Source organism: Pedobacter sp. UC225_61 (assembly GCF_044452285.1).
Lineage (GTDB): Bacteria > Bacteroidota > Bacteroidia > Sphingobacteriales > Sphingobacteriaceae > Pedobacter.
In genome coordinates this window covers 2,541,023-2,565,035 of sequence record NZ_JBIOAL010000001.1, presented here as the reverse complement: position 1 = coordinate 2,565,035, position 24,013 = coordinate 2,541,023, and the positions used below count along the sequence as shown (strand labels likewise).

The 24,013-nt window shown below is 33.5% G+C and carries 27 protein-coding genes; 9 read left to right on the top strand and 18 right to left on the bottom strand.

Going from position 1 to position 24,013, the window contains the following annotated elements; translation table 11 throughout:
* Nucleotides 1-24 precede the first annotated feature (24 nt).
* Genes ACHMWN_RS11790 through ACHMWN_RS11770 form a run of 5 tightly spaced genes read left to right on the top strand, consistent with a single transcriptional unit; the run spans nucleotide 25 to nucleotide 4,455 of the window.
* Nucleotides 25-711: a YggS family pyridoxal phosphate-dependent enzyme gene (locus ACHMWN_RS11790; RefSeq protein ID WP_397301210.1), complete on the top strand. Its 687-nt coding sequence runs from the start codon at nucleotides 25-27 to the stop codon at nucleotides 709-711.
* Nucleotides 711-1,181, top strand: coding sequence for a GNAT family N-acetyltransferase (locus ACHMWN_RS11785; RefSeq protein ID WP_397301207.1), 471 nt, complete (start codon nucleotides 711-713; stop codon nucleotides 1,179-1,181). Before ACHMWN_RS11790 ends, ACHMWN_RS11785 begins: the two co-directional genes overlap by 1 nt.
* The gene (locus ACHMWN_RS11780) at nucleotides 1,178-1,981 is read left to right on the top strand and encodes a DUF3298 domain-containing protein (RefSeq protein WP_397301205.1); all 804 of its coding nucleotides are present in this window, start codon (nucleotides 1,178-1,180) and stop codon (nucleotides 1,979-1,981) included. Before ACHMWN_RS11785 ends, ACHMWN_RS11780 begins: the two co-directional genes overlap by 4 nt.
* Nucleotides 1,981-3,255 (top strand): aspartate kinase, encoded by a 1,275-nt coding sequence (locus tag ACHMWN_RS11775; protein ID WP_397301202.1) that lies wholly within the window; start codon nucleotides 1,981-1,983, stop codon nucleotides 3,253-3,255. The genes ACHMWN_RS11780 and ACHMWN_RS11775 overlap by 1 nt, the downstream gene beginning before the upstream one ends.
* 21 nt (nucleotides 3,256-3,276) lie before the next feature.
* Nucleotides 3,277-4,455 (top strand): hypothetical protein, encoded by a 1,179-nt coding sequence (locus tag ACHMWN_RS11770; protein WP_397301200.1) that lies wholly within the window; start codon nucleotides 3,277-3,279, stop codon nucleotides 4,453-4,455.
* A gap of 53 nt (nucleotides 4,456-4,508) precedes the next feature.
* On the opposite strand, the gene ACHMWN_RS11765 is transcribed toward ACHMWN_RS11770, so the two are convergent.
* The 5 genes from ACHMWN_RS11765 to ACHMWN_RS11745 form a co-directional block, all read right to left on the bottom strand.
* A complete protein-coding gene (locus ACHMWN_RS11765; protein ID WP_397301198.1) occupies nucleotides 4,509-4,706 on the bottom strand; it encodes a cold-shock protein in 198 nt (65 codons plus the stop codon).
* Between the two features lie 86 nt (nucleotides 4,707-4,792).
* Nucleotides 4,793-5,428, bottom strand: coding sequence for a peroxiredoxin (locus tag ACHMWN_RS11760; RefSeq protein WP_397301197.1), 636 nt, complete (start codon nucleotides 5,426-5,428; stop codon nucleotides 4,793-4,795).
* A 55-nt stretch (nucleotides 5,429-5,483) separates the two neighbouring features.
* The gene (locus ACHMWN_RS11755) at nucleotides 5,484-6,407 is read right to left on the bottom strand and encodes a DUF72 domain-containing protein (protein WP_397301194.1); all 924 of its coding nucleotides are present in this window, start codon (nucleotides 6,405-6,407) and stop codon (nucleotides 5,484-5,486) included.
* Nucleotides 6,408-6,482: 75 nt separating this feature from the next.
* Nucleotides 6,483-7,568 (bottom strand): S1C family serine protease, encoded by a 1,086-nt coding sequence (locus ACHMWN_RS11750; RefSeq protein ID WP_397301191.1) that lies wholly within the window; start codon nucleotides 7,566-7,568, stop codon nucleotides 6,483-6,485.
* 1 nt (nucleotide 7,569) lies between these two features.
* Nucleotides 7,570-8,136: an RNA polymerase sigma factor gene (locus ACHMWN_RS11745; RefSeq protein WP_397301188.1), complete on the bottom strand. Its 567-nt coding sequence runs from the start codon at nucleotides 8,134-8,136 to the stop codon at nucleotides 7,570-7,572.
* Nucleotides 8,137-8,575: 439 nt separating this feature from the next.
* Here ACHMWN_RS11745 and ACHMWN_RS11740 point away from each other — a divergent pair, with 439 nt between their 5' ends.
* From ACHMWN_RS11740 to ACHMWN_RS11730, 3 genes are all read left to right on the top strand, one after another.
* On the top strand, nucleotides 8,576-8,788 hold the full coding sequence (locus ACHMWN_RS11740; protein WP_173268726.1) for a hypothetical protein: 213 nt from the start codon (nucleotides 8,576-8,578) through the stop codon (nucleotides 8,786-8,788).
* Nucleotides 8,789-8,924: 136 nt separating this feature from the next.
* On the top strand, nucleotides 8,925-10,271 hold the full coding sequence (purB, locus tag ACHMWN_RS11735) for an adenylosuccinate lyase (protein WP_397301184.1): 1,347 nt from the start codon (nucleotides 8,925-8,927) through the stop codon (nucleotides 10,269-10,271).
* A gap of 117 nt (nucleotides 10,272-10,388) precedes the next feature.
* Nucleotides 10,389-10,940 (top strand): NifU family protein, encoded by a 552-nt coding sequence (locus tag ACHMWN_RS11730; RefSeq protein ID WP_397301181.1) that lies wholly within the window; start codon nucleotides 10,389-10,391, stop codon nucleotides 10,938-10,940.
* An 88-nt stretch (nucleotides 10,941-11,028) separates the two neighbouring features.
* Here ACHMWN_RS11730 and ACHMWN_RS11725 read toward each other — a convergent pair whose 3' ends face one another.
* From ACHMWN_RS11725 to ACHMWN_RS11705, 5 genes are all read right to left on the bottom strand, one after another.
* Nucleotides 11,029-11,292 (bottom strand): inositol monophosphatase family protein, encoded by a 264-nt coding sequence (locus tag ACHMWN_RS11725; RefSeq protein WP_397301178.1) that lies wholly within the window; start codon nucleotides 11,290-11,292, stop codon nucleotides 11,029-11,031.
* Nucleotides 11,289-11,816, bottom strand: a complete 528-nt coding sequence (locus ACHMWN_RS11720; protein ID WP_397301175.1) for an inositol monophosphatase family protein — start codon at nucleotides 11,814-11,816, stop codon at nucleotides 11,289-11,291. The genes ACHMWN_RS11725 and ACHMWN_RS11720 overlap by 4 nt, the downstream gene beginning before the upstream one ends.
* Nucleotides 11,817-11,818: 2 nt before the next feature.
* Nucleotides 11,819-12,976, bottom strand: a complete 1,158-nt coding sequence (locus tag ACHMWN_RS11715) for a prolipoprotein diacylglyceryl transferase (protein WP_397301172.1) — start codon at nucleotides 12,974-12,976, stop codon at nucleotides 11,819-11,821.
* Between the two features lie 120 nt (nucleotides 12,977-13,096).
* The gene (gene mtaB, locus ACHMWN_RS11710) at nucleotides 13,097-14,416 is read right to left on the bottom strand and encodes a tRNA (N(6)-L-threonylcarbamoyladenosine(37)-C(2))-methylthiotransferase MtaB (RefSeq protein ID WP_397301169.1); all 1,320 of its coding nucleotides are present in this window, start codon (nucleotides 14,414-14,416) and stop codon (nucleotides 13,097-13,099) included.
* Between the two features lie 66 nt (nucleotides 14,417-14,482).
* Nucleotides 14,483-15,055 carry a UbiX family flavin prenyltransferase gene (locus ACHMWN_RS11705; RefSeq protein ID WP_397301166.1) on the bottom strand — a complete coding sequence of 191 codons (573 nt, stop codon included), beginning with the start codon at nucleotides 15,053-15,055 and terminating at the stop codon, nucleotides 14,483-14,485.
* Between the two features lie 348 nt (nucleotides 15,056-15,403).
* Between ACHMWN_RS11705 and ACHMWN_RS11700 the strand changes: the two genes are divergently transcribed.
* On the top strand, nucleotides 15,404-15,589 hold the full coding sequence (locus ACHMWN_RS11700; protein WP_397301164.1) for a hypothetical protein: 186 nt from the start codon (nucleotides 15,404-15,406) through the stop codon (nucleotides 15,587-15,589).
* 256 nt (nucleotides 15,590-15,845) lie between these two features.
* Here ACHMWN_RS11700 and ACHMWN_RS11695 read toward each other — a convergent pair whose 3' ends face one another.
* The 8 genes from ACHMWN_RS11695 to kduI form a co-directional block, all read right to left on the bottom strand.
* Nucleotides 15,846-17,471 (bottom strand): NADP-dependent glyceraldehyde-3-phosphate dehydrogenase, encoded by a 1,626-nt coding sequence (locus ACHMWN_RS11695; protein ID WP_397301161.1) that lies wholly within the window; start codon nucleotides 17,469-17,471, stop codon nucleotides 15,846-15,848.
* Between the two features lie 3 nt (nucleotides 17,472-17,474).
* Complete coding sequence (locus ACHMWN_RS11690; RefSeq protein ID WP_397303619.1) at nucleotides 17,475-17,738, bottom strand: hypothetical protein; 264 nt, start codon at nucleotides 17,736-17,738, stop codon at nucleotides 17,475-17,477.
* Between the two features lie 40 nt (nucleotides 17,739-17,778).
* Nucleotides 17,779-19,050: an MFS transporter gene (locus ACHMWN_RS11685; RefSeq protein ID WP_397301158.1), complete on the bottom strand. Its 1,272-nt coding sequence runs from the start codon at nucleotides 19,048-19,050 to the stop codon at nucleotides 17,779-17,781.
* A 40-nt stretch (nucleotides 19,051-19,090) separates the two neighbouring features.
* Nucleotides 19,091-19,753 carry a bifunctional 4-hydroxy-2-oxoglutarate aldolase/2-dehydro-3-deoxy-phosphogluconate aldolase gene (locus ACHMWN_RS11680; protein WP_397301155.1) on the bottom strand — a complete coding sequence of 221 codons (663 nt, stop codon included), beginning with the start codon at nucleotides 19,751-19,753 and terminating at the stop codon, nucleotides 19,091-19,093.
* Complete coding sequence (locus tag ACHMWN_RS11675) at nucleotides 19,743-20,762, bottom strand: PfkB family carbohydrate kinase (protein WP_397301152.1); 1,020 nt, start codon at nucleotides 20,760-20,762, stop codon at nucleotides 19,743-19,745. Before ACHMWN_RS11675 ends, ACHMWN_RS11680 begins: the two co-directional genes overlap by 11 nt.
* A 1-nt stretch (nucleotide 20,763) precedes the next feature.
* On the bottom strand, nucleotides 20,764-22,164 hold the full coding sequence (uxaC, locus tag ACHMWN_RS11670; protein WP_397301150.1) for a glucuronate isomerase: 1,401 nt from the start codon (nucleotides 22,162-22,164) through the stop codon (nucleotides 20,764-20,766).
* A gap of 81 nt (nucleotides 22,165-22,245) precedes the next feature.
* Nucleotides 22,246-23,058, bottom strand: a complete 813-nt coding sequence (locus tag ACHMWN_RS11665; protein ID WP_397301146.1) for an SDR family oxidoreductase — start codon at nucleotides 23,056-23,058, stop codon at nucleotides 22,246-22,248.
* Nucleotides 23,059-23,148: 90 nt separating this feature from the next.
* The gene (gene kduI / locus ACHMWN_RS11660; RefSeq protein WP_397301143.1) at nucleotides 23,149-23,979 is read right to left on the bottom strand and encodes a 5-dehydro-4-deoxy-D-glucuronate isomerase; all 831 of its coding nucleotides are present in this window, start codon (nucleotides 23,977-23,979) and stop codon (nucleotides 23,149-23,151) included.
* Between the last annotated feature and the right edge of the window lie 34 nt (nucleotides 23,980-24,013).

The following is a 24,013-nucleotide window of genomic DNA, read 5'->3' as shown; positions in this document are numbered from 1 at the left end:
TAATTTTACCAAAAATACTGATAAATGAGCATTGCAGATAACTTATTAAAATATAAAAATGAATTAGATCAAGCTGACGTTAAGTTGGTGGCGGTTTCTAAAAATCATCCGGCAGATGCCGTACTTGAAGCTTATAATGCTGGACAAAGAGTTTTTGGAGAGAATTTAGTGCAAGAGATGGTAGAAAAACAAGCTCAATTGCCACAGGACATTGAATGGCATCTAATAGGCCATTTGCAAAGTAATAAAGTAAAATACATTGCTCCTTTCATAAAATTAATAGAATCGGTTGATAGTCTTAAATTATTGAAAGAGATTGATAAGCAAGCTGCAAAAAACAACAGAATAATAGATTGTTTATTGCAAATTTACATAGCTGATGAGGATACCAAGTTCGGTTTAGGATTTGACGAAGTGATTGAGCTTTTACGATCTGAAGAATTTGAAACATTAAAAAATGTTCGGATTGTAGGCTTAATGGGTATCGCAACCAATACAGCATTGGAAGGACAAACCAAAGCAGAATTTCATGAGTTAAAAGTGCTTTTTGATGGAATAAAATTGAGTTTCTTTAGAAAAGAGGATAGTTTTAAAGAAATTTCAATGGGTATGTCATCTGACTATAAATTGGCAATTGAACAAGGCAGTACTATGGTAAGAATTGGAAGTAATATATTTGGAAAAAGAGTAATTAAACATTGGAAAGCCTAATGAATGTAACTATTAGAGTAGCAGTTAAAGAAGATTGCACAAGATTATTAGAATTAATTAATGAATTAGCTGTTTACGAAAAAGCGCCCGAAGAAGTTACAGTTACATTAGCTGAATTTATTGATGCAGGTTTTGGACAAAAACCAGTTTGGAAAGCATTTGTTGCGGAAGAAAATGGGTTAATTATAGGTTTTGCTTTATTTTATACCAGATATTCAACATGGAAAGGTTGCCGTTTGTACTTAGAAGATTTCTTGGTAACTGATGCTTGTAGAGGAAAAGGAGTTGGTAAGTTATTATTTGAAAAAGTAATTGAAGAAGCAAAAAATGGAAATTATAACGGTATGGTTTGGCAGGTTTTAGATTGGAATGAACCGGCTATAAATTTCTATAATAAATATACTGCTGATATTGAAAGCGGTTGGTTAAATGCTTCATTCTCGAAAGAGCAAACAAAAAACTTAGTATGAAAAGATTAGTCTTATTTTTTATTGGAATTTGCGTTTTTTCAGCCTGTGGAAACGAAAAAAATAAAGATAGTAGCAAAGGTGAAGTTGCTGCCGTTGATACATTAACTTTTACTTATGATTCTGTTAAAGTTTATAGTAAAAATGTGGTTAAAACTGATTTTAAAGCTACTGATACCACAAAAGCAGTTATATCCTATCCAGTATTTAAAAACGAAACCTTAAACAATTACATTTTAAGACAAGTTTTTAACTATATCAGCGAAGATGAAAAAGCTACCTCATATCAAGATATTGCAACTAGTTTTGTAAAAGGATATGATAATTTTCAATCAAAAAATGTAACAAGCGCTCAGGCTTGGTGCTTAATGATTGACATTAATGTACTTCATCAAACTAACAATTACATCGCTTTGCAATACATAAATTCCGATTATTCAGGTGGAGCTCATCCAAATACCAGTTTTTCATATTTAAATTATAATCCAAAAACTAATACTGCATTAACATTAGATTCTTTAATAAAAAAAAATCAACGTGAAAAATTAGTTAGCATTGCCGAAGTTATTTTTAGAAAAGATGAAAAATTGACACCTGCTGAACCCCTAAGTGGTAAATATTTTTTCCGTGATGACAAATTTGATTTGCCAGAGAATTTTTATGTAAATAATAAAGGCTTGGTGTTTTTATATAATCCTTATGAAATTAAACCATATTCGGAGGGAATAACAAAATTAGTTATCCCATTTTCAACTTTAAAAGGCATTACTAAGCCAAATACCATTTTAACAGAAACAAATTAATGCAAGTATTTAAATTCGGAGGAGCTTCTGTAAAAGACGCAGAAGCTGTTAAAAATTTGGCCAAAATTGTGCAAGGCTATCCATCAACTAATTTGTTGGTTGTAATTTCTGCCATGGGAAAAATGACCAATAAATTAGAGGAATTAACTTGGGCTTATGTTAAAGGTGAAGAAAAAGCATTTGAATTATTTGAAGAAATAAAAGCTTATCATTTCAATATTATTTCAACGTTGTTCATAGACCATAAAAACCCGATCTATGACGATGTAGCAAATACTTTTGTAGAAATAGAATGGCTGTTGGAAGAAGAAGCAAGTGATAGCGCTGATTATTTGTACGATCAAATTGTTTCGATTGGAGAATTAGTTTCTACCAAAATTGTAGCGGCATATTTAAATTTAATTGGCAGTTTCACTATTTGGGCTGATGCTAGAAGTTATATCAAAACAGATAATAATTACCGCGATGCAAATGTAATTTGGGATAAAACAGAACAAGAAATTCAGAAACATTTACCTACTTATTTAGATAAAGGAATTGTGGTAACACAAGGTTTTATTGGTGGTACTAGCGAAAACTTTACCAGTACTTTGGGCAGAGAAGGTTCTGATTATTCGGCTGCTATTTTTTGCGCCTGTTTAAATGCAGAATCAATGACAATTTGGAAAGATGTACCTGGTGTTTTAAATGCAGATCCGAAATGGTTCGATGAAACCGAAAAAATACCTCAATTATCGTATCACGATGCAATAGAACTCACATACTATGGTGCAACAGTAATTCATCCAAAAACGATAAAACCTATTCAAAATAAAGGTATTCCATTATATGTTCGCTCTTTCTTACAACCAGAAACTGTAGGAACAGCTATTACTGAAGTAGCAACACCTTTACCTGTTCCCTCTTTTATTTTTAAAGTAAATCAGGTTTTAATTTCCATATTCCCTAAGGATTTTTCTTTTATCATTGAGGAAAACTTAAGCCATATTTTCAATATCTTACATAAAAACAAGGTAAAAGTGAATACAATGCTTAATTCTGCCATTAGTTTTTCTGTAAGTGTAGACGATGATGAGGCAAAGATTAAACAATTAATTGCAGATTTATCTGAAACCTTTAAAGTGAAGTACAACAAAGGATTAGAGCTTGTAACTATTCGTTATTACAATCAGCAAACTATTGATAGAGTTACCGTTAACAAGGATGTTTTACTAGAGGTAAAAAGCAGACATACTTGTCAAATTGTAATGAAAGATAAAACCCCAAACCCCTAAAGGGGCTTTATTTAATTTAAAATGAATGAAAATATTTTAAACAATGAGGTTCAACGCTATATTACTGAGCATATTAATTCGGATGTAAATAAGATTGCGCTGTCAAAATCCTTGTTTAAAAATGTAAGTTCTGCGGAATTAGCTGGACAAATTTCAGCTAAGAAAAAATCAATTCACAAACTTCCCAAATGGTTTAATCATGAAAAGATCTATTATCCAGTTTTACTCTCTATAGAACAATGTTCATCTGAAACCACAGCCGCTTACAAAGCTAATTTAGCCGTAGGAAATACATTAATTGATCTTACTGCAGGGTTTGGAGTGGATAGCTATTTCTTTTCGAAAAAAATAAATGAAGTTTATAGTTGTGAAATTAATGCTGAATTGTCTGAAATTACAGCCCATAATGCAAAAATATTAGAAATAAGTAATATCATCTTTATTGCAGAAGATGGAATTGAATTCCTCAAAAAAAGCAATGCTAAATTTAATACGATTTATATTGACCCCGCAAGGCGAAGTTATAGTAATAAGGTGTTTAAACTTAAAGATTGTACACCAGATGTAACTGAGCATTTAGCTCTTTTTTTGGGGAAAGCACAACGAATAATTATTAAAGCAGCTCCATTACTTGATATTTCTGCAGGCTTAAGCGAATTACAAAATGTAAGCGAAATTCATATCGTAAGCGTAAAAAATGAGTGCAAAGAATTGCTTTGGGTAATTGATAAGGAATTTATAGGTGAAACAAAAATTGTTTGTGTCACTTTAAACACTTCTACAAAAACCTTCTCTTTTCCAATAAGTGATTTACGATTGACTACCGAAATTGCGAACTCTGTACCTATTGGATATATATACGAACCTGATGTAGCTTTATTAAAAAGTGGCGCATTTAATTTGATAGCCGAAAGATTTGGATTGAAAAAACTGCATTCACAAACTCAATTATACTTTAGCGAAGAAATAAAATCAGAATTTTTAGGTAGAATTTTCGAAATCAAATCACTATTAAACTTAAATGAACTAAAAAAGGAAAAAAATCTAAAAGGAAATGTTATTGTTCGAAATTTCCCTGAAAAAGCTGAGAATTTGGCTAAAAAATATAAAATCACTTCAAGTCATGATGATTTTATCTTGTTTACTCAGACTAATAATGGTTATTTAGTAATTAAAGCTAAAATTATTCAGCATTATTAAATAAAAAAAGCTTTGCAAATCCGCAAAGCTTTATATTTTGATGTTTATTAAAACTACATTTTCTTAACATTCACAGCCTGTAATCCTTTTTTTCCTTCTATAGTTTCAAATTCAACTTCGTCATTCTCTTTAATACTATCTATCCCCCCTACTACATCCTTAAAGTGAACAAAAATCTCTTTATTTCCGTCATAAATTATAAATCCATAACCTTTTTGGGTATTAAACCATTTAACTTTTCCAGTATTCATAAAATTGTAAATTGTATTGATGTTTTTTTAATAGTAACTGATTTAAAGTTAATTACAAAAATTTTTAAATTAAAAAAAAGTTAAAATTACTTGTTTGGCTGAGGAGTAGTTCTTAAATAAGGTTTTATAACTGTATGGCCCTTTGGAAATTTAGCTGGAATATCTTCCGTCTTGATACTATTCATTACAATTACATCCTCTCCATCTTTCCAATCTGCAGGTGTTGCAACACTATAATTTGCCGTTAATTGCAAAGAATCTATTACCCTTAAAACTTCTGTAAAATTTCTTCCTGTAGATGCAGGATATGTAATCATTAGTTTTATTTTTTTATCAGGAGAAATGATAAATAACGAACGAACCGTCATTGTTTCAGAAGCATTTGGATGAATCATATCGTATAAGTCAGCAATTTTCTTATCCTGATCTGCAATAATTGCAAAATCTACGTTGGTATTTTGAGTTTCATTAATATCGCTAATCCATCCTTTATGTGATTCTGCTGAATCAACACTTAATGCTAACACCTTAACATTTCTTTTATCAAATTCCGATTTTAATGATGCCGTACGTCCTAATTCAGTCGTACAAACTGGGGTGTAATCTGCTGGATGTGAAAATAAAACGCCCCAACTATCACCTAAATGTTCGTAAAAATCTATTTCACCGATGGATGTTGTTGCCTTAAAATTTGGTGCTGTATCTCCTAGTCTCAAACTCATATTGAATTGTTTTTAAATAATAAATGATATAATAATTGAAGTTACAAAAAGTCTATTAAAACAGTAGATTATTTTGTGTAATAAAATTTATTCGTGACAAATCACTACCCAAATGTTTATTAAATTCTTGAATGGTATAATCTGCAATTAACGGTGTATCGGCTTCATCGTGCTGATGCAAAAAGAAATATACACTTTGCAAACCATGATCTAACCAGTGTTTAATTCTTATTACCCACTCGTCTACCCTAGCTTTATCAGAACTTAAATATTTTCCACCATTGCCTACAAACCGAATAAAAGCTTTGGGAGTAGGCAATTCCATATGTAGACAATCTCTTCGGCCACTTGCATCTGTAATAGCTGCACCTTTATTGAGTTTCGCTAATAAAGCAAAAAGTTGTTTTTTGGCATCGCCGATAAACCAATCCTTATGCCTAACCTCTACAAAGACTTTTAAATCATTAGGCAATTTTTTTAGGTAGTTTTCTAATGTATCAATGTTATTTGGACCAAAATTATCGCTAACCTGTAAAAAGCAGGGGCCTAAATATTCGCCAAAAGCAGAAATTGCTTTAATGTATTCATCTGTTAAAAAATCAGCATCTTTTAGCCTTTTAATATGCGTTATTGTTCTAGAAAATTTAGGACAGAATATGAAATCGACTTTGGTATTAGCAGCAACTTGGTCTTTCCATTTTAAAATTTGGTCCTCTTTTGGAATGCTATAAAAAACTGCATTCAATTCAATCGAATTAAAATGTTTTACATATTCACCTAAAAAATCCGCTTCTTTCGTTTTCTTCGGATAAATAAGATCTTTCCATTCTTTTCTACCCCATTTCGCACAGCCAACATAATAAGACGGTTTTGCTGAAGGTTTCAAATGCTGTAAAGTAATAGCAGTTTGTTCACCATCTGGTGGTAACGTAAAATCAATGGTATTAATTTCTGCTTCTGTAACTCTTCCAAATTCCATCTTAATTATTTTATAAGTAAAAAACCCCGAAACTCACTAAAAGTTCGGGGCTTCAAATTTAATATTTTGGGAATATTAATACACTTTAATCATAAAAACATAATCTTGCATTTTTTCTACTTGCTTATTACGTTTTAAACCTTGCAATTGACTTCTTTTTCCATAAGGAATTCTTTTATTCAATGAATCTTGTGGAATAGAATTTACTGCTTCAACAATATATCTTGACTTTACTGCAAATGCAGCACCATCTGTCTTATTTTCTTTACCATTAATTACACCAACAATATTACCCGCATTATCTAATAACGGACCACCACTATTACCTGGGTTTACCGGAATAGCAACTTGATAAGCCAAAGTATCTCCGTTTAAACCTGTTTTAGAACTAATGTAACCATCGCCCAGTACGACATCATCTTTTGGATAACCCAAGGTATACACAACTTCACCAATACCAGCTCCAGCTTTTTTAATACTGTATGGAAGTGAGCCCAATTGATCAAAAGAGGAATCATTTATTTTTAAAATGGCAATATCATTAACTGGATCAGTATAAAATCTTTTTGCTTTAAATGAAGTTCCTTTGCTGTTTTGCACATAGATGGAATCTGCATCTTTAATTACATGATAGTTAGTTAAAATGTAGCCGTTGCTTGAAATTGCAAATCCAGAACCACCAAATTTTGCAGGCGCTATGTTCGTATTCTGCACTTTGGTGTTAATATTTCTAATTAAATTATTCTGAGAACGCTTAATCTGACTAACTTCTCTATTTAAGGCTTCAAAACTACCATCTTGCTTAGATTGGTTTTGTATAGAATACAACATCACCATTGCTAAAATCAAAAATGAAGCTGCAATTGCAATTGCAGATCTATTATTACGCCAAATTCTAACAATTTTAGATGAGTGTGGTTTTACTTTTGCACTAATAGCAGCAACATCTAGTTGATGATGAGCTGCATCCATTTGTTCTTTCAACACCAAAATGTCAGCATATTGCTTCATCGATTCTAAAAAAACATTATGCGCAACTACTTTATGATCAACAATTGGGTCATTATTTCTCAATTGCTCAAAAGCCTTTTGCTCATCAGAGTTAAGTTTACCATTCAGATAATCTTCAATAATCGCTTCTAATTCTATCTCGTTCCTCATTTTATGATTGAAAAAATAACTTTTTTAACCTTTGCAAACACTTATATTTCTGTGTTTTAGCATTATCAGTATTGGTATAACCAAACTTTTCACAAATATCATGCATAGATAAACTATGTATGTAAAAATCTTCAATAATCGTTTTACAAGGTTCGCCTAAACTTTCCAAGGCTACTTTCATCTTGTCAAACTGTATATCCTTTTGTTCATGATGCTCCACATCTTCATCAACAGTTAGAACATCCTCAAAGTCGGCTATATTGTTTGTTTTTTTGCTTTGTTGAGTAAGTTTTTTCAACCAAATTCTTCGGCTAACCGAATACAAATATGTTTTTAACTTACTGCTAAGCTCAAAATTGCCGCCTTTAATTTTATTATATAAAACAATAATTGCTTCTTGATAAACATCTTTCGCATCATCTTCACCACCATTATTATTTAAAATAAATTGTAAAACCATCGGATAATAACCCGCATACAACTTATTTAATGCTTCTTCTGAGTTGTTAAGTATACCTAATACTACTTCTCTATCTGTTGGAACTGAACTGCTTAACTTAATACTCACCAATTAATACATTTAAACGTGAATGGTAACCCAATGATAGACAAAAAAAATATTTTTTGCTGTAATTATGACTTTCTAATTGAGAATTTTCTTCATCTGAAATCCATTAAAATGGCATAAATCTACATTTTAGCACAATTTTTATTTCAATCTTTTGATCTTTTCTATTTTGAAACCACTTTAACTTTTAATACTATAAAACAGGAAATAGTAACCTTTCAAAAAAAATAAAATAAATTTCAAAACTAAGGGTTACTTTTTGAAAAAACAAGCATTAATGATAGCTTGTGAAAGAAATATGTTTTACAAAATGATTGTCTAATCTATCAAAACAACCATTTTAAAAATAATTTTAACTTTATTTCACATTTGCGGGTTACCTTTTTACCTTTGCGGTATTAACATGTAAATTAATTAATTATTTAAACAGAAAATTAAAATGAAAAACTTATTCAAATTTGGCTTTTTAGCTTTAGCATTATCTTTAGGAGTAGCAGCTTGTAATTCAGAGAAAAAAGCAGATGCAACTGATTCAGCAGCTATCGATTCAGCTAACATGGCAGTAGATTCAGCTAAAGCAGCAGTAGATACAGCTAAAGCAGCAGTAGATTCAGCTAAAGCAGCAGTAGATTCAACTAAAGCTGTTCACTAGTCAATAGTAAAACTTACAAAAAAGTCCTGGCAATTTGCTGGGACTTTTTTGATTCTAGGGATTTTATCGGCTTTTAAGCTATCATAAATGCTTGATAAATGTTACCTTTGCGGCTGAAATCAATTTCCTCATTCAAATGAACTTATCTCCGCTTCAAGCCATTTCTCCAGTAGATGGTCGTTATAGAAAAACCACTGCAAAACTTGCTGATTATTTTTCTGAATATGCTTTAATAAAATATCGTGTTTTTGTAGAAATCGAATATTTTATCGCATTGTGTGAAGCTAAAATACCGGGATTAGAGCAATTTAATACTACACTTTATCCAAAGCTTAGAACTATTCATCAAAATTTTAATGATGTTGATGCACAACAAGTAAAAGATACAGAAAGCATTACCAATCATGACGTAAAAGCTGTAGAGTATTTCATTAAAACAAAGTTTGATGAACTTAACTTACAACCTTATAAAGAATTTATCCACTTCGGATTAACTTCTCAAGATATTAATAACACAGCCATTCCTTATACTTTCAAACTTGCGTTAGAAGAAAGCTATTATCCAGCCATTATAGAACTTATTGAAAAAATAAAGGGTTTAGCACAAGAATGGAACGACGTGCCATTATTAGCACACACACATGGGCAACCTGCATCGCCAACCAAATTGGGTAAAGAGTTTATGGTTTTTGCAGAACGTTTGAACATCCAATTACAAAATTTAAAGAATATTCCTAATAGCGCCAAATTTGGCGGAGCAACAGGAAATTTTAATGCACATCATATCGCCTATCCAAAAATTAATTGGGTTGATTTCTCAAATAACTTTGTAAATGAGATTTTAGGATTAAATCGTGCTCAGTATACGACACAAATAGAACATTACGATCAGTTTGCAGCACAATGTGATGCATTGAAGCGGATCAACAATATCATTATCGATTTAGATAGAGATATTTGGGCTTACATTTCTAAAAATTATTTTAAACAAAAAATTAAAGAGGGTGAAGTTGGTTCTTCCGCTATGCCGCATAAAATAAACCCTATTGACTTTGAAAATGCAGAGGGAAACGCTGGAATAGCAAATGCTTTATTTGAATTTTTCGCTGCTAAATTGCCAATTTCTCGTTTACAAAGAGACTTAACTGATTCTACTGTATTAAGAAATGTGGGTGTTCCTATGGCACATACCACTATTGCTATCAGTTCTACGTTAAAAGGGTTGAATAAAATTATATTGAACAATGAGGCTATTGCGGCAGATTTAGAAAATAACTGGGCTGTTGTTGCTGAAGCTATCCAAACGGTATTGCGACGTGAGGCTTATCCAAACCCTTATGAAGCTTTAAAAGCATTAACACGTACTAACCAAAAGATTACTGCACAAACTATGTCTGCATTCATTGATGAATTAGATGTAAATGATAGCATTAAAGCAGAATTGAAGCAAATTACGCCATTTAATTATACTGGGGTATTTTAATCTCACCCAATCCCTAATCAAAAGATGCAGCTTCCGTTATAAATGACCTAAAATAGACATCTACTATCTATTATTTAGAATTAGAATTAATTATTTTTGTAGCATAAATTTAAAGACATGACTATTAACGTATATACAGAGCAAACACCAAATCCTGCTACCATGAAGTTTATGGTTAATAAACTTTTAATTAATGGCAGTGAAGATTTTGCAACTAGAGAAAGTGCTGAACACTCTCCTTTTGCTAAAGAATTGTTCAAATTTAACTTTGTAAGTGGTGTATTTTTTGCAAGCAACTTTGTAACGATTACTAAAACTGAAGATGCAGACTGGAGTGATATAGAGGCTATTTTAAAAGAATTTGTTAAAGGTGCTGTAGAATCTGAACTTAAAATAAAAGAAAATACGAGTGAAGAAACTCCTGCTTTTGAAGGAACGGAATTAGAGGTTAAAATCCAGCAAATATTACATGATTATGTACGTCCTGCTGTTGAACAAGATGGCGGAGCAATTAGTTACAAATCATTTGATGAAGGTGTCGTAACTGTAGAATTAAGAGGTTCTTGCAGTGGTTGTCCATCATCTACTATTACATTAAAATCTGGTATTCAGAATTTGTTACAACGCATGGTTCCTGAAGTTAAGGAAGTAGTTTCGATGGCATTATAAAATATTAGTTCAATGGTTCATTGATATGATGAAACAAAAAAGAGTCCAAGCGTAAGTTTGGACTTTTTTGCATCTTATACTAACGTAATTAGAAATACTTTCTAATTGTATCTAAAATCTCATCAGTGATTTTACTATTGGTTGCTAAAACTTCTCTTGTTTCTAAAAACTCATCTCCGCCTGCAAAATTCATGATCTTCCCGCCTGCTTGTTGCACTAGATAAGCTCCTGCAGCGACATCGTACGAGTTTAAATTGTACTCAAAGTAAGCGTCAAATCTGCCGCAGGCTACATAAGCAAGATCTACTGCAGCAGAACCAATCCGTCTTAATCCGTGGCATTTCTGCATCATATCTGTAAAAAGATGAATGTATTGTGCTTGTTTATCAAATTGATAATATGGAATCCAGTTGCTAAAAGGCATTGTGATAGATTTGTACTTTCGGAAACACGAATTTCCTTATTGTTTAAATAAGCTGCACCGCCTTTAAACGTGAAGAACATTTCTCCTCTATTAATTTCATATACTACTCCAATTACGGGCTTATCTTCTTCATATAAAGCAATGCTAATAGAATATGTAGGTATACCATGAATAAAGTTTGTAGTTCCATCTAAAGGATCAATTATCCAAGTGTAGGTTTTTCCTTTTGTGTTAACGGTCTCTTCTTCAGTAATAAAGCCAGCATCTGGCATCAACTTTGTTAAATTTTTTACCAAAAGCTTTTCTGCGTTTTTATCTACGTAAGAAACTAAGTCGTTTAATCCTTTATATTCAATTGCTTTTGAATCAAAAGCCATCGCTTCCTTGCGTATAAAATTACCTGTTAAGCGTGTAATAGCAATAACTTTTGAACATAATAATTCGTAATTCATCATTAGTATTTCGCCAATTTTTCCTTATTCTTTACTGAATATGCTATCAAACACCATCCTCCTACAAATAATATAGCAGAAATAAGTTCGGCTTGTGTAAAGGAAAATCCTCCAATCGTTCCTAGTTTGCTATTTACTCTAATCAATTCAATACAGAAACGTTCAATTCCATTTAAGATCATGTAAATACCAAACATCACACCTGGTATATTTATGCGTTTGCGGATTTTCCATAAAATTAAGAAGAGTATGAAGGCCATAACTACTTCGTAAATTGGTGTTGGATATACTGGTTGTGCTAATTCGTTACAATATTTGCCAATGCAACCTGCGATGTGGTTACCTTCTGTAGCTACGTTATTGGGATAGGTATATGCCCATAACCAATCTGGCAACCATGTAAATGGTTTAGGGTTTAAGTTTGGAATTCCCCAGTCTCCATCTCCAGATAAATGACAACCTATACGACCAACGCTATACGCTAGCATCATTCCAGGTCCACCAACATCAAGCATGTGTAATGGCTTTATTCCATTTTTGCGAGCAATGTAAATTACAGCTGCACCACCACAAATTAAACCTCCATAAAATGTTAATCCACTAAAAGAAAGTAAACCACCAATTGGATCTTTTATAAAGCTATCCCAATGTTCAAGATTATCGAAAATTTTTGCACCTAAAAAACCCCATATCGCTGCCCATACAACCATGTGGCTCATTAATTCATGCGGATGAACTGTAACTTCTACTGTTTTTGGTTTAGTTAATTTTACTTTATCTTTTTCCTTATATGCCCAATATGCAAACAAGGCTGCTAATGCTATACCACCTAATAGATTTCCTTTTGTAGAAAGTAATACAGTTTGTGCATCGTTAACGAATAATTTATAGTTTATGAGTGCGTAGATTAATTTGTAACCTATTAAAAAGCCAAAGAAACCATTTGAAATAAGTTCAAAGGTAGAAGCTGGCTCACCAACAACTACATTTCTTTTTGTAGGATGTAGAATTCCTAATTCCTCTTTACGTTTTAATTCTTTTGTAAAGGCCCAATAACCAGCTACAAACGCAAGTGCTACAAAAACGCCAAAAGTATTGAATGGAAGTGGCACATCGATGCCAAAAAGATAAGATAGAAAGTGTGAAACGGTAGGAAACATAAATCTTAGTTTAAGCGAAGATAGGAAAGAAAGATGAAAGGATAAAGAAAGTATTGAGGTGAGTTAAAAGACTTTTGTATCTAAGATTTTCATTTTTAGCTAAAGGAAAAGAGGTTTTTTCTAATGCACTAAAATTTCTTCGGCTTCAGCTACTTCAACTTCTCCATCTGCTAACAACGACAGTAGTTTAACGTTTTTAAGCTCGTTTACCATTACAGGATCGTATTTAGCTCTAACTTTTACATAGTTTTTGGTAAAGCCATGCATAAAGCCATTTTTTTGATCGTCTTCGAATAAGACTTGTCCTGTTGAACCAATTTGAGATTCGTAAAATGCTCTTCTTTTTTTATCAGAAAGAATGTGTAACATTTTATTCCTATCGAAACGTGTACTACCTGCAACTTTACCTTTCATTTCTGCAGCTTCTGTTTGTTCACGTTCTGAATAGGTAAATACATGTAGATAAGAAATATCCAATTCGTTTAAAAACTGATAGGTATCTAAAAAGTCATCATGTGTTTCGCCTGGGAAACCGACAATTACATCGACTCCTATGCAACAATTTGGCATAACTGCTTTAATTTTCGCTACTCGTTCGGTATATAATTCGCGTTGGTAGCGTCTTTTCATCAAGCCTAATATTTTATTAGAACCTGATTGTAAAGGAATATGAAAATGTGGTACAAAACGTTTTGAAGTAGCTACAAACTCTATGATTTCATTGCTCAATAAGTTTGGTTCGATTGAAGAAATACGAATACGTTCTATTCCTTCAACTTCATCTAATGCTTTAACAAGGTCAAAAAACTTATCTTCTCTTTGTCCATCACGAATACCAAAATCGCCAAGGTTTACACCTGTTAATACGATTTCTTTTACTCCACTTTGTGCAATTTGTGTAGCACGATTAACTACATTTTCAATGGTATCACTTCTACTTCCACCGCGTGCCAAAGGAATTGTACAATATGTACACGGATAATCGCAACCATCTTGGACTTTTAAAAAAGTACGAGTTCTATCGCCAATTGAATAAGCTGCAATAAAATTATGGTTTACTTTCTCTATGTTTTGTTGATGAACAACAGCTTTAGAATTTTTAGTTAAATCTGAGATGAATTCAACAATTCTAAACTTTTCAGCGGCACCTAAAACCATATCCACGCCTTCTATTTCGGCAATTTCTGTGGGTTTCAATTGTGCGTAGCAACCTACAATGGTTACATAGGCATTTGGCGAGTATTTAAGTGCTTCTTTAACTACTTTTCTGCATTTTTTATCAGCATGTTCAGTTACTGAACAGGTATTAATTACATATACATCTGCTGAGTCGGTAAATTCTACTACCGAGTAACCTGCATCGGTAAACAAACGACCAATGGTTGAGGTTTCTGAGAAATTTAGCTTACAGCCAAGTGTATAAAATGCAACTTTTTTCATGGAGGTGCAAAGATACAAAATTGATTGACGATTTTAGATTTACGATGTACAATGACAATGAGTAGACTAACTGCCCTCGTTCCAACGGTAGCTATCTTGTTCTAAGCCTGCTAAATCGATTACGCGGTTAACGACTGTTTGTGCTACATCTTCAATCGTTTTGGGTAAACTATAGAATGATGGGTTTGCGGGGCAAATAATACCGCCAGCTTCTGTTACTGTTTTAAGATTATTAATGTGGATTAAACTAAATGGTGTATCTCTAACTACTGCAATTAATTTACGACGTTCTTTTAAAATTACATCTGCTGCTCTTGAAATTAAGTCGTTAGATATGCCATGAGCAATACGCCCTAATGTACCCATTGAGCATGGAATGATAATCATTGTATCAAATTTGGCAGAACCTGATGCGAATGGTGCATTGAAATCCATTTTATGATAAAAAGTAAAAGGATAATTATCGTACTCTTCATTGCCTAATTCGAAACGCCATACTTCTTTTGCATTATCTGACATTACTACACCTACATTTTCTATTTGAGCTGATAATTTTAGTAAATTATCTAGTAAAAGTTTAGCGTAAATGGAGCCACTAGCTCCAGTGATTGCAACGATGATTTTTTTCTTTTTGATCATAATGTGGGGTAAAGATACGAAGTAATCTTTTATTCATTATTGATATTGTCATCTTGACGATTGATCCTTTCTTAGCTCGCCGCCGCCATGGCTCTTTCTTTTCTCTTGATAGAAAAGAAACAAAAGATCAAGGCTGTGTATCATCTCTCGGATTAAGCTATCCAAACTTTCGGGGCGACAGAAAAAGGTTCAATGAAGGATTGAACTGCTTTCTGTCTTGGGGAGTGGTTTTTGAACGTGTTTGCACAAGTTTGAATGCTTTCTCCTTCGGGATGCTACAAGGCCGGTCCTAGTACTTGGCGCTGGGTTGTGGTTTTGGAAAGGTTGTAAATAGGAAAAATAGGTGCGGTGAGTAGTTCAAGCGGTGCAGTAAGCAGTTCAAGCGGTGCAGTGAGCAGTCCAAGCAATGCAGTGAGCAGTTCAAGCGGTGCAGTGAGCAGTTCAAGCAATGCAGTGAGCAGTTCAAGCGGTGCAGTGAGCAGTTCAAGCAATGCAGTGAGCAGGTTAGGCAGTATATTAAAATGCTTTAGTTAGCAAAGGGTAGATCAAAGTTGGATTTAAACATAGCGTTTCCTCGTTTATCGTAATGACAAAATAATTGGAAATAAAAAAGGGCCAAGAATAAATTCTTGACCCTACATCTACCTATGAAAAACATACCCCCGAAAGGGTAAGCTCAAATGTAACTAAATTTGCAAATAAAAGAAAGTTTATACAGGCTTTTTTTCATTATAGTGTAATTGTGACACAATTAAAATTTAAATATGCACTAAATGATCTTTTAAGGGCATTAAAACAGATATTTTGTACTTAAAAAATTAGAGCTGTGACTATCAATAATCTCATTTAGTAAGTGTTTATTGTTATCGTTTAGTTTTGTAGCAACTAAAGAGCGAATAGAAAACGATCGCAAAGCATCTACTACTGATAACGTACCTTCTGCACTATCTTTTCTTCCTGTAAAAGGGAAAACGTCTGGTCCGCGTTGGCATTGACAGTTGATGTTTACTCTACTCACCTGATTTACTAAAGGATCTATTAATGCTGCTACTTCTTGATCATCGTTACTAAAGATACTTACTTGTTGGCCGTGTGTTGATTCGATTAAATATTCTATCGTTTCTTCTAAATCATCAAAAGGAACGACTGGAACAACTGGTCCAAATTGTTCTTCAGTATATAGTTTCATGTCGGCATTAACTGGATAAACAATTGCAGGATATACAAATGATTCGTTGGTTGCACCTCCATTTTCATTTATGATTTTTGCTCCTTTTGAAATCGCATCATCTAAACATTCTTTTAAATATGCTGGTTTATGAGGCTCTGGTAGTGGTGTTAAAGAAACCCCATCTACCCAAGGCATGCCAAATTTCAATTTGCCTACTGCTTCAGCTAATTGTTTTAAAAACTCATCTGCTAAGCTACGGTGTACAAAAATGATTTTTAATGCTGTACATCTCTGTCCGTTGAAAGAAAGTGAACCTAAAACGGTTTCTTGTACTGCTAATTTTAAATCGGCCTTTGCCGTAATAATTGCTGCATTTTTTGCATCTAAGCCTAAAATAGCACGTAAACGATTTACTTTAGGGTGCATTTTTTTTAACTCGTTGGCAACTTTACTCGAACCAATTAATGTTAACACATTTATTTTTCCAGATTCCATTAAACCAGGAATGATTTTATTGCCTCGTCCGTAAATGGTATTTACTACGCCTTTTGGAAAACAGTTTTTAAATGCCTCTAATAAGGGATAAAATAATAATGTGCCGTGTTTAGGTGGTTTAAATAGAATTGTATTTCCCATAATTAAGGCTGGGATTAACGTTGTAAATGTTTCATTTAATGGGTAATTGAAAGGGCCCATGCATAATACTACGCCTAATGGAGAACGGCGAATTTGAGCTACAATTCCTTGTTCCATTGTAAAACCTGCAGATTGACGATCTAAGTCTTTTAAGGCGTCAATTGTAGCTTGTATGTATTCGATTGTACGATCAAATTCCTTAGTTGAATCGGCAAATGTTTTGCCAATTTCCCACATAATTAATTTTACAACCTCTTGCTTTTTCTCGATAATTTGATGCGTAAATTTCTCTACGCATTCAATTCTTTGGGCTACATTCATTGTTGGCCACTCGCCCCTACCATTGTTATAGGCTGTTACTGCTGCATCTAAAGCTGCATTAGCCTCTTCTTTATCACATAGTGGATAAGTACCAATTATTTTTCGTTCTAAACCTTTAGCAGTTTTAATGCAAATAGGTGATAAAACGGTGTGAACATCTCCATTCCATGGTAACATTTTTCCATTTGATAGGTATTCACGTTGGTTTACTTCTTCCGCCAGTTTAAAGGCGTCTGGAATCTGCTCTTCAGTTAAAAAGAGTGAATTCAATTCTTCTTGAAAGCTCATAATTTATAGGTCGGTAATTTTTTTGTATTTAGGAACTAATGATTTCATTACAACCCATGCAATTAGATAGGCAACGGCACAAAACGCAAACATTATGGTGTAAGCAACAGTCATATTTGATTGAACTAATGGTTTTTGAATTTCCAAAAGCTGATTAAATAGATTAGCATCAATTGATTTTAATTTGTCTGCAACTTCAACTGGAAGTTTACTCAATGCCATGACATTCAAGTTGATTTTATCTCCATATTTACTGGCTAAATCCATTGAGGTGATCTGGTTTACAAATACATTATTACCCAACTCATTAAACTTGCTGAAGGATTCTGAGAATTCCTTTATGGGCATAATTATCAAAAATCCAACCGCCTACTTTAGTTACTAACACACCACCAATACCCCCAGCCATACCACCAATACCTACAACAGAACCAATTGCTCTTTTAGGAAACATATCTGATACTGTGGTAAAAATATTTGCAGACCATGCTTGATGTGCTGAAGCTCCAATACCTATTAAAATTACCGGGATCCAGAATGAATAATGACCTAAAGGTTGTGCTAATAAAACTACTAAAGGGAAAAGGGCTATTGCAAACATGGCTTTCATTCTACCATCGTAAACGGCATAACCTTTATCAACAAAATATTTAGGCAACCAACCTCCGCCAATACTTCCAATCATCGTCATACTATACAAAACAGCCAAAGGAAGCATAATATCAGAACCAGTCATGGCGTATTGATCTTTTAAATAACCAGGTAACCAGAATAAGAAAAACCACCAAACGCCATCTGTCATGAATTTACCAAATGTAAATGCCCATGTTTGTTTGTAGCCTAATAATTTAAACCACGATACTTTATCAACGTTTGCTTTATCTGCAACTTCATCTTCATCACTATTGATGTAAGCTAATTCTTCTGCAGATATTCTTTTTTGTTTCTCTGGAGATTCATAAAAGACTAACCAAAAGAATAGCCATAAAAAACCTACTGCACCAACTAACTCAAATGCTCTTTCCCAACCCCAGTTTGTGGCTATCCATGGAACAGTAATAGGCGCTAAAATGGCACCTACGTTAGCACCAGAGTTAAAAATTCCAGTTGCAAATGAACGTTCTTTTTTAGGGTGGTATTCTGCCGTTGCTTTAATGGCTGCTGGAAAATTTCCTGATTCGCCTATGGCTAAAACAGCTCGAGAAAACATGAAACCTAATATAGATACGGGTAATGCTGCGATACCAAAAGTTGTTAAAATTGATGCAATACCTGTACCTATAGAAATAGAATATGCGTGAATTATTGCTCCAATTGACCAAATAATAATGGCGATTCCGTAACCCCATTTTGTACCTAATTTATCTACAAAACGACCAGCAAAAAGCATGGAAATTGCATAGGTAAATTGAAAAATAGCGGCAATATCTGCATAATCACTATTTGACCATCCAAATTGCTCTTCTAAAGTTGGTTTTAATAAACTGAGTACTTGTCTATCAAGGTAGTTTACTGTTGTTGCAAAAAACAAAAGGGCGCAAATAGTCCATCTGTAATTGCCAATTTTAACTTGGTTCATAATTTTAGGTTTATATTTTGGTTGATTAGTGTGTTTTTGTTTAAGGTTTTACTTTATTTATGATTTCGAATGTTTTCGTGGTTAATGAAAACAAGGTATCGTAATCTTTATTTTCTAAAATTTGTTTACTTACTAATTTGCTACCCATCCCTACTGCACAAACACCTGCTTTAAACCAGGTATCAATATTTTTCTCTTCAATTTCTACTCCGCCTGTTGGTACAAATGATTGACCTTGAAAAAGCTCTTTTATTGATGATAAATATGCAGGGCCTAAAATATTTGCCGGAAACAATTTGATAATTCCTGCTCCGAATTGATGAGCTATATTAATTTCTGTTGGGGTCATGCATCCTGGAATCCATAATAAACCAGCATTGTGAGTTAGTTTTCCAACTTCTAAATCTACAACCGGACAAACAATAAAATCTGCTCCAGCTGCTAAAAAGTCTTTCGCTTCTTCGGTATTTTTAATTGTACCAATACCCAAGAATAAATCTTGCATTTCGGTTTTTAAGGCTTCCTTAATGAATTTGAAATTCTCTAGCGCAGCTTTACCTCTATTTGTGTATTCGAAAACACGAACTCCTGCACGGTATAAAGTGCGTACTATATCTAAACTTACCTGCGCATCTTCGTAGTAAAAAAGAGGCAATAAACCTTGGTTTTTAATGGCCTGTATAGCTGCTTCTTTAGTCTTCATTTTCTTTTAATGTCTGGTTAACCTGTTCAATTGTTGCTGTAGTACAATCGCTTGGTATAAATAATTTATTAAATGCTGCTGCAGTAGCGAAGTTTAAGGTTTCTGATGAATTGTTTTTGTGGTAAAATCCATAAATCAATCCTGCCATGAAACAATCTCCGCTACCTACTTTATCTAAAATCTTTTCTGAACTATATTCTTTTGATACAGTTAGTTCATTATCTGTATACAATGTAGTGTAATATTTTATGCCTTGTTTATAATCGAAACGGAAAGTATTGGCTACCGATTTACATTTTGGATAACTTTTAATGATTTCCTGAGAGGTAGCCTTTGCTTGTTCAAGATACACGTTTTTATCGCTCGTTTCGTGAATAAACTCTGGCAAGCTAATGCTTAACATTTTTTCTGCTGCCCAAATATTACCCATAATCAAATCGCAATATTGAGCTAATTGAGGAATAATTTCTGACGGCTGTTTACCGTATTGCCATAATTTGGCACGGTAATTTAAGTCAATGGATATGGTAATTCCTTTTGCACTTGCAGCTTTAACCGCTTCTAGGCAAACATCGGCTGCTGCCTGATTTAAGGCCGGACAAATGGCGCTGAAGTGAAACCACTTAACTCCATCTAGAACTTTATCCCAGTTGATTGTTCCTGTTTGCAACATCGCGAAAGCAGAATTTGCTCTATCGTAAATTACACCGGCATTTTTTAAGTCTTTTCCTTTTGGTAGGTAATATAACCCTATTCTATCTCCTCCGTGATGAATTTTTGAAGTGTCGATTTTGCAATTATCCATGTAACCGATAATTTGCTCGGACATGAAGTTTTCTGGCAAAGCTGTGAAATAAGCTGAAGGAATATTCCATAATGCCAATGCTGTTGCAACATTTAGTTCTGCACCACCAACATAAAAAGGCAGTTTATTTTCCGCCAGCCACTCACCATCGCCATCTGGACAGATACGTAATAAAAGTTCACCAAAACTTAAAACTTTGCCCATATTAGAAATTGAAATAGGTTTTAGCATTGTTGTAACAAATGTCTTGAATTACTTTTCCAAGCCAAGCTTTATCGTAAGGTAATTCTCCATTTTCAACATCTGTACCGAATAAATCACATAAAATACGTCTAAAATATTCGTGACGAGGATAAGAAAGGAAACTTCTAGAATCGGTTAACATCCCAACAAATTGGCTCAATAGGCCTAAGTTAGATAAAGCATTAATTTGATTGATCATTCCTTGTTTTTGATCTAAAAACCACCAACCAGAACCCCATTGCACTTTACCAGCAACTGTTCCGTCTTGATAATTACCAATCATTGTTGCCATTAATTCGTTATCTGCCGGATTTAAGTTATAGAGTATAGTTTTTGCCAATTTATTGTTCAGATCTAATTTATTTAAAAACTTAGACAATGATTTTCCTTGTGGGAAATCTCCAATTGAATCGAAACCTGTATCTGGACCTAAAGATGATAATAAACGATCGTTATTGTTTCTTAAGGCACCCAAGTGGAATTGTTGAACCCATCCTTTTTCGTGATCCCATAATGCAAAATTGAAAAGCATAGCTGATTTGAATTTCAAATTTTCTGCTAAGCTGATCGTTTCGTTATTTCTTATTTTAAGGAAGATAGCTTTTACTTCTGCTTCGGTATAATCTTCCGCATAAATTTGCTCTAAACCGTGATCTGAAACTGATGCTCCATTTTCTGCAAAGTAATCGTGACGAGATTTTAAAGCTGATAAATAGGTATCATAATCAGCGATTGTTGTTCCTGTTAAGGTAGCTAATTTATCTATGTACATGTTTAAACCTGCCACGTCATCAGCATTCATTGCTTTATCTGGTCTAAACGCTGGTAAAACTTTAATATCAACTTTGTTAGCTGCAATTTGCTGATGATATATTAAACTATCTAAAGGATCGTCGGTTGTACATAACGTTTTTACGTTCATTTTACGCAATAAACCTTGTACGCTGTATGCTGCGGTTTGTAATTTAGCGTTACATTCGTCGTATATTTTTTTCGCATTTGCGGAAGATAAAACTTCGTGAATGTCGAAATATCGTTGTAATTCTAAATGTGTCCAGTGGTATAAAGGATTTCTTAGTGTATACGGAACTGTTTCTGCCCATTTTTCGAATTTCTCCCAATCTGATGCTGCTCCAGTGATATAATATTCATCCACGCCGTTTGCACGCATCGCTCTCCATTTATAATGATCACCATATAACCATACTTGAGTTATATTATCAAAGTTTTTGTCTTCTGCAATTTGATCAGGCATTAAATGATTATGGTAATCAATTACTGGCATCTGCTTTGCAAACTCATGATACAGCGTTTGTGCTGTTTTGGTTTGCAATAAAAAGTTTTCGTCTAAAAAATCTTTCACTGGGTGATATATTTTTAAATTTATATTTTTCGTTTTAGTTCTTCGAATGAGATTGCTTCGTTCCTCGCAATGACGATTTAATTATACTCCACTAAAAATAGAGAAACCACCATCTACGCAAATCATAGCTCCGGTTACAAATTGAGATGCATCACTCAATAACCAAACTAAAGCGCCTTTTAATTCATCTGGATCTCCAAAACGTTTAAAGGGAGTTTGTTTAATTACTGATTGACCACGGGATGTAAAACCATCTGGTGTAGTTAACAAATTGCGATTTTGCTCGGTTAAGAAAAAGCCTGGAGCTAATGCATTCATTCTAATTTTATCGCCATAACGATTTGCTAATTCTACTGCAAACCATTGTGTATAACAATCTACTGCAGCTTTACCCATGTTATAACCTAATACTTTGGTTACTGCTTTTTTAGAATTCATGGAAGAAATATTTACAATACTTCCTCTTCCAGTTTTAGCAATGGCTTCTCCAAAAATTTGAGTTGGAATTAGTGTTCCCCATAAATTAAGGTCTAACACTTTTTTCATTCCATCCATTTTCATGCTAAAAATGTCTTCATCTGGTTGTAAAACTCCATCTGGCATATTGCCACCCGCAGCGTTTACTAAACCATCTATTTTACCAAAAGCTGCAATAACTTTTTCTCTTGCAGCAATTAGTTGTGTTTCATCCATCGCATCAGCAATTAAAGCAATTGCTTTTCCACCATTTTTATTAATTGCATCTGCTCTTTGGTTTGCGATTTCAGCATTTCTGCCTAAAATACCAACTGCTCCGCCTGCTTCTACAATAGCGTTAACGAATGAATTACCTAAAATCCCTGTTCCGCCTGTTACTACGATTACTTTACCTTCTAAAGAAAATGATTGTTCCATTATTATTTAAATATTTTTAGCACAAGTGAATTATTTATTTCGCTTTTAGATTGCTTCGTTCCTCGCAATGACGAAATAGACTAATTGACTTTATTTAAGTTCTTTTACTCCAAATGTATCCATGTCAGCATAGTCAAGGTTTTCACCTGCCATACCCCAAATAAAACTGTAATTTTTTGTGCCGCTACCAGCGTGAATGCTCCAAGTTGGAGATAATACTGCTTCGTGATTAGCTACAATGATGTGACGTGTTTCTTGTGGTTCACCCATATAATGGAAAACTCTATGCTCTTCATCTACATCAAAATAGAAATAAACTTCCATTCTGCGATCGTGGGTGTGTGGTGGAATAGTATTCCAAACACTACCTGTTGAAAGATTAGTTAAACCCATTACCAATTGGCAACTTTGAATGCCATCTTTATGGATGTAACGCATAATTTTGCGTTCGTTAGCAGTTTCTACACTTCCTAATTGTGCAGAAAAAGCATCGGCATTTTGCAAATAGGTTGTTGGATAGGTTGCATGAGCTGGCGCTGATAAAATATAAAATACAGCTGGATTATTAGCATCAGCACTGCTGAACTTTACGTCTTTTACCCCTTTACCCAGGTATAAACAATCTAGTTTTGCTAAGTTGTACGTTGTGCCATCGGCTTCAATTGTTCCTGCACCACCAACGTTAATTACGCCCATTTCTCGTCTTTCTAAAAAGAAATCAGCACGTAAAATATCATATGTACCTAAAGGCACAACTGTGGTTGTTGGTGTAATTAAACCAGTAACCATTCTATCGTAATGAGAATATACAAAGTTGGCTTTGTCTTTCTCTTTTAGCCCATCTAACAAAAATCTTTCTCTGATTTTCTCAGTTCCGTAAGTCTTAAAATCTTCTGAGTGTACGTGTTGTATAATCTTCATTTTATTGTGTTTTTCGTTGTTGAAAGATAATGAA

Excerpts from the sequence above, each read along its gene's own strand:
- ACHMWN_RS11790 (WP_397301210.1), top strand. The coding sequence starts at position 25 with ATGAGCATTGCAGATAACTTATTAAAATATAAAAATGAATTAGATCAA.
- ACHMWN_RS11780 (WP_397301205.1), top strand. The coding sequence starts at position 1,178 with ATGAAAAGATTAGTCTTATTTTTTATTGGAATTTGCGTTTTTTCAGCC.
- ACHMWN_RS11765 (WP_397301198.1), bottom strand. The coding sequence starts at position 4,706 with ATGAATACTGGAAAAGTTAAATGGTTTAATACCCAAAAAGGTTATGGA.
- ACHMWN_RS11725 (WP_397301178.1), bottom strand. The coding sequence starts at position 11,292 with ATGATGCAGAAATGCCACGGATTAAGACGGATTGGTTCTGCTGCAGTA.
- ACHMWN_RS11750 (WP_397301191.1), bottom strand. The coding sequence starts at position 7,568 with ATGAGGAACGAGATAGAATTAGAAGCGATTATTGAAGATTATCTGAAT.
- kduI (WP_397301143.1), bottom strand. The coding sequence starts at position 23,979 with ATGAAGATTATACAACACGTACACTCAGAAGATTTTAAGACTTACGGA.
- ACHMWN_RS11695 (WP_397301161.1), bottom strand. The coding sequence starts at position 17,471 with ATGAGCTTTCAAGAAGAATTGAATTCACTCTTTTTAACTGAAGAGCAG.
- ACHMWN_RS11775 (WP_397301202.1), top strand. The coding sequence starts at position 1,981 with ATGCAAGTATTTAAATTCGGAGGAGCTTCTGTAAAAGACGCAGAAGCT.
- ACHMWN_RS11680 (WP_397301155.1), bottom strand. The coding sequence starts at position 19,753 with ATGAAGACTAAAGAAGCAGCTATACAGGCCATTAAAAACCAAGGTTTA.
- ACHMWN_RS11715 (WP_397301172.1), bottom strand. The coding sequence starts at position 12,976 with ATGTTTCCTACCGTTTCACACTTTCTATCTTATCTTTTTGGCATCGAT.
- ACHMWN_RS11690 (WP_397303619.1), bottom strand. The coding sequence starts at position 17,738 with ATGGATTTAGCCAGTAAATATGGAGATAAAATCAACTTGAATGTCATG.
- ACHMWN_RS11730 (WP_397301181.1), top strand. The coding sequence starts at position 10,389 with ATGACTATTAACGTATATACAGAGCAAACACCAAATCCTGCTACCATG.
- mtaB (WP_397301169.1), bottom strand. The coding sequence starts at position 14,416 with ATGAAAAAAGTTGCATTTTATACACTTGGCTGTAAGCTAAATTTCTCA.
- ACHMWN_RS11785 (WP_397301207.1), top strand. The coding sequence starts at position 711 with ATGAATGTAACTATTAGAGTAGCAGTTAAAGAAGATTGCACAAGATTA.
- ACHMWN_RS11760 (WP_397301197.1), bottom strand. The coding sequence starts at position 5,428 with ATGAGTTTGAGACTAGGAGATACAGCACCAAATTTTAAGGCAACAACA.
- purB (WP_397301184.1), top strand. The coding sequence starts at position 8,925 with ATGAACTTATCTCCGCTTCAAGCCATTTCTCCAGTAGATGGTCGTTAT.
- ACHMWN_RS11675 (WP_397301152.1), bottom strand. The coding sequence starts at position 20,762 with ATGGGCAAAGTTTTAAGTTTTGGTGAACTTTTATTACGTATCTGTCCA.
- ACHMWN_RS11755 (WP_397301194.1), bottom strand. The coding sequence starts at position 6,407 with ATGGAATTTGGAAGAGTTACAGAAGCAGAAATTAATACCATTGATTTT.
- ACHMWN_RS11720 (WP_397301175.1), bottom strand. The coding sequence starts at position 11,816 with ATGAATTACGAATTATTATGTTCAAAAGTTATTGCTATTACACGCTTA.
- ACHMWN_RS11740 (WP_173268726.1), top strand. The coding sequence starts at position 8,576 with ATGAAAAACTTATTCAAATTTGGCTTTTTAGCTTTAGCATTATCTTTA.
- ACHMWN_RS11705 (WP_397301166.1), bottom strand. The coding sequence starts at position 15,055 with ATGATCAAAAAGAAAAAAATCATCGTTGCAATCACTGGAGCTAGTGGC.
- ACHMWN_RS11665 (WP_397301146.1), bottom strand. The coding sequence starts at position 23,058 with ATGGAACAATCATTTTCTTTAGAAGGTAAAGTAATCGTAGTAACAGGC.
- ACHMWN_RS11685 (WP_397301158.1), bottom strand. The coding sequence starts at position 19,050 with ATGAACCAAGTTAAAATTGGCAATTACAGATGGACTATTTGCGCCCTT.
- ACHMWN_RS11770 (WP_397301200.1), top strand. The coding sequence starts at position 3,277 with ATGAATGAAAATATTTTAAACAATGAGGTTCAACGCTATATTACTGAG.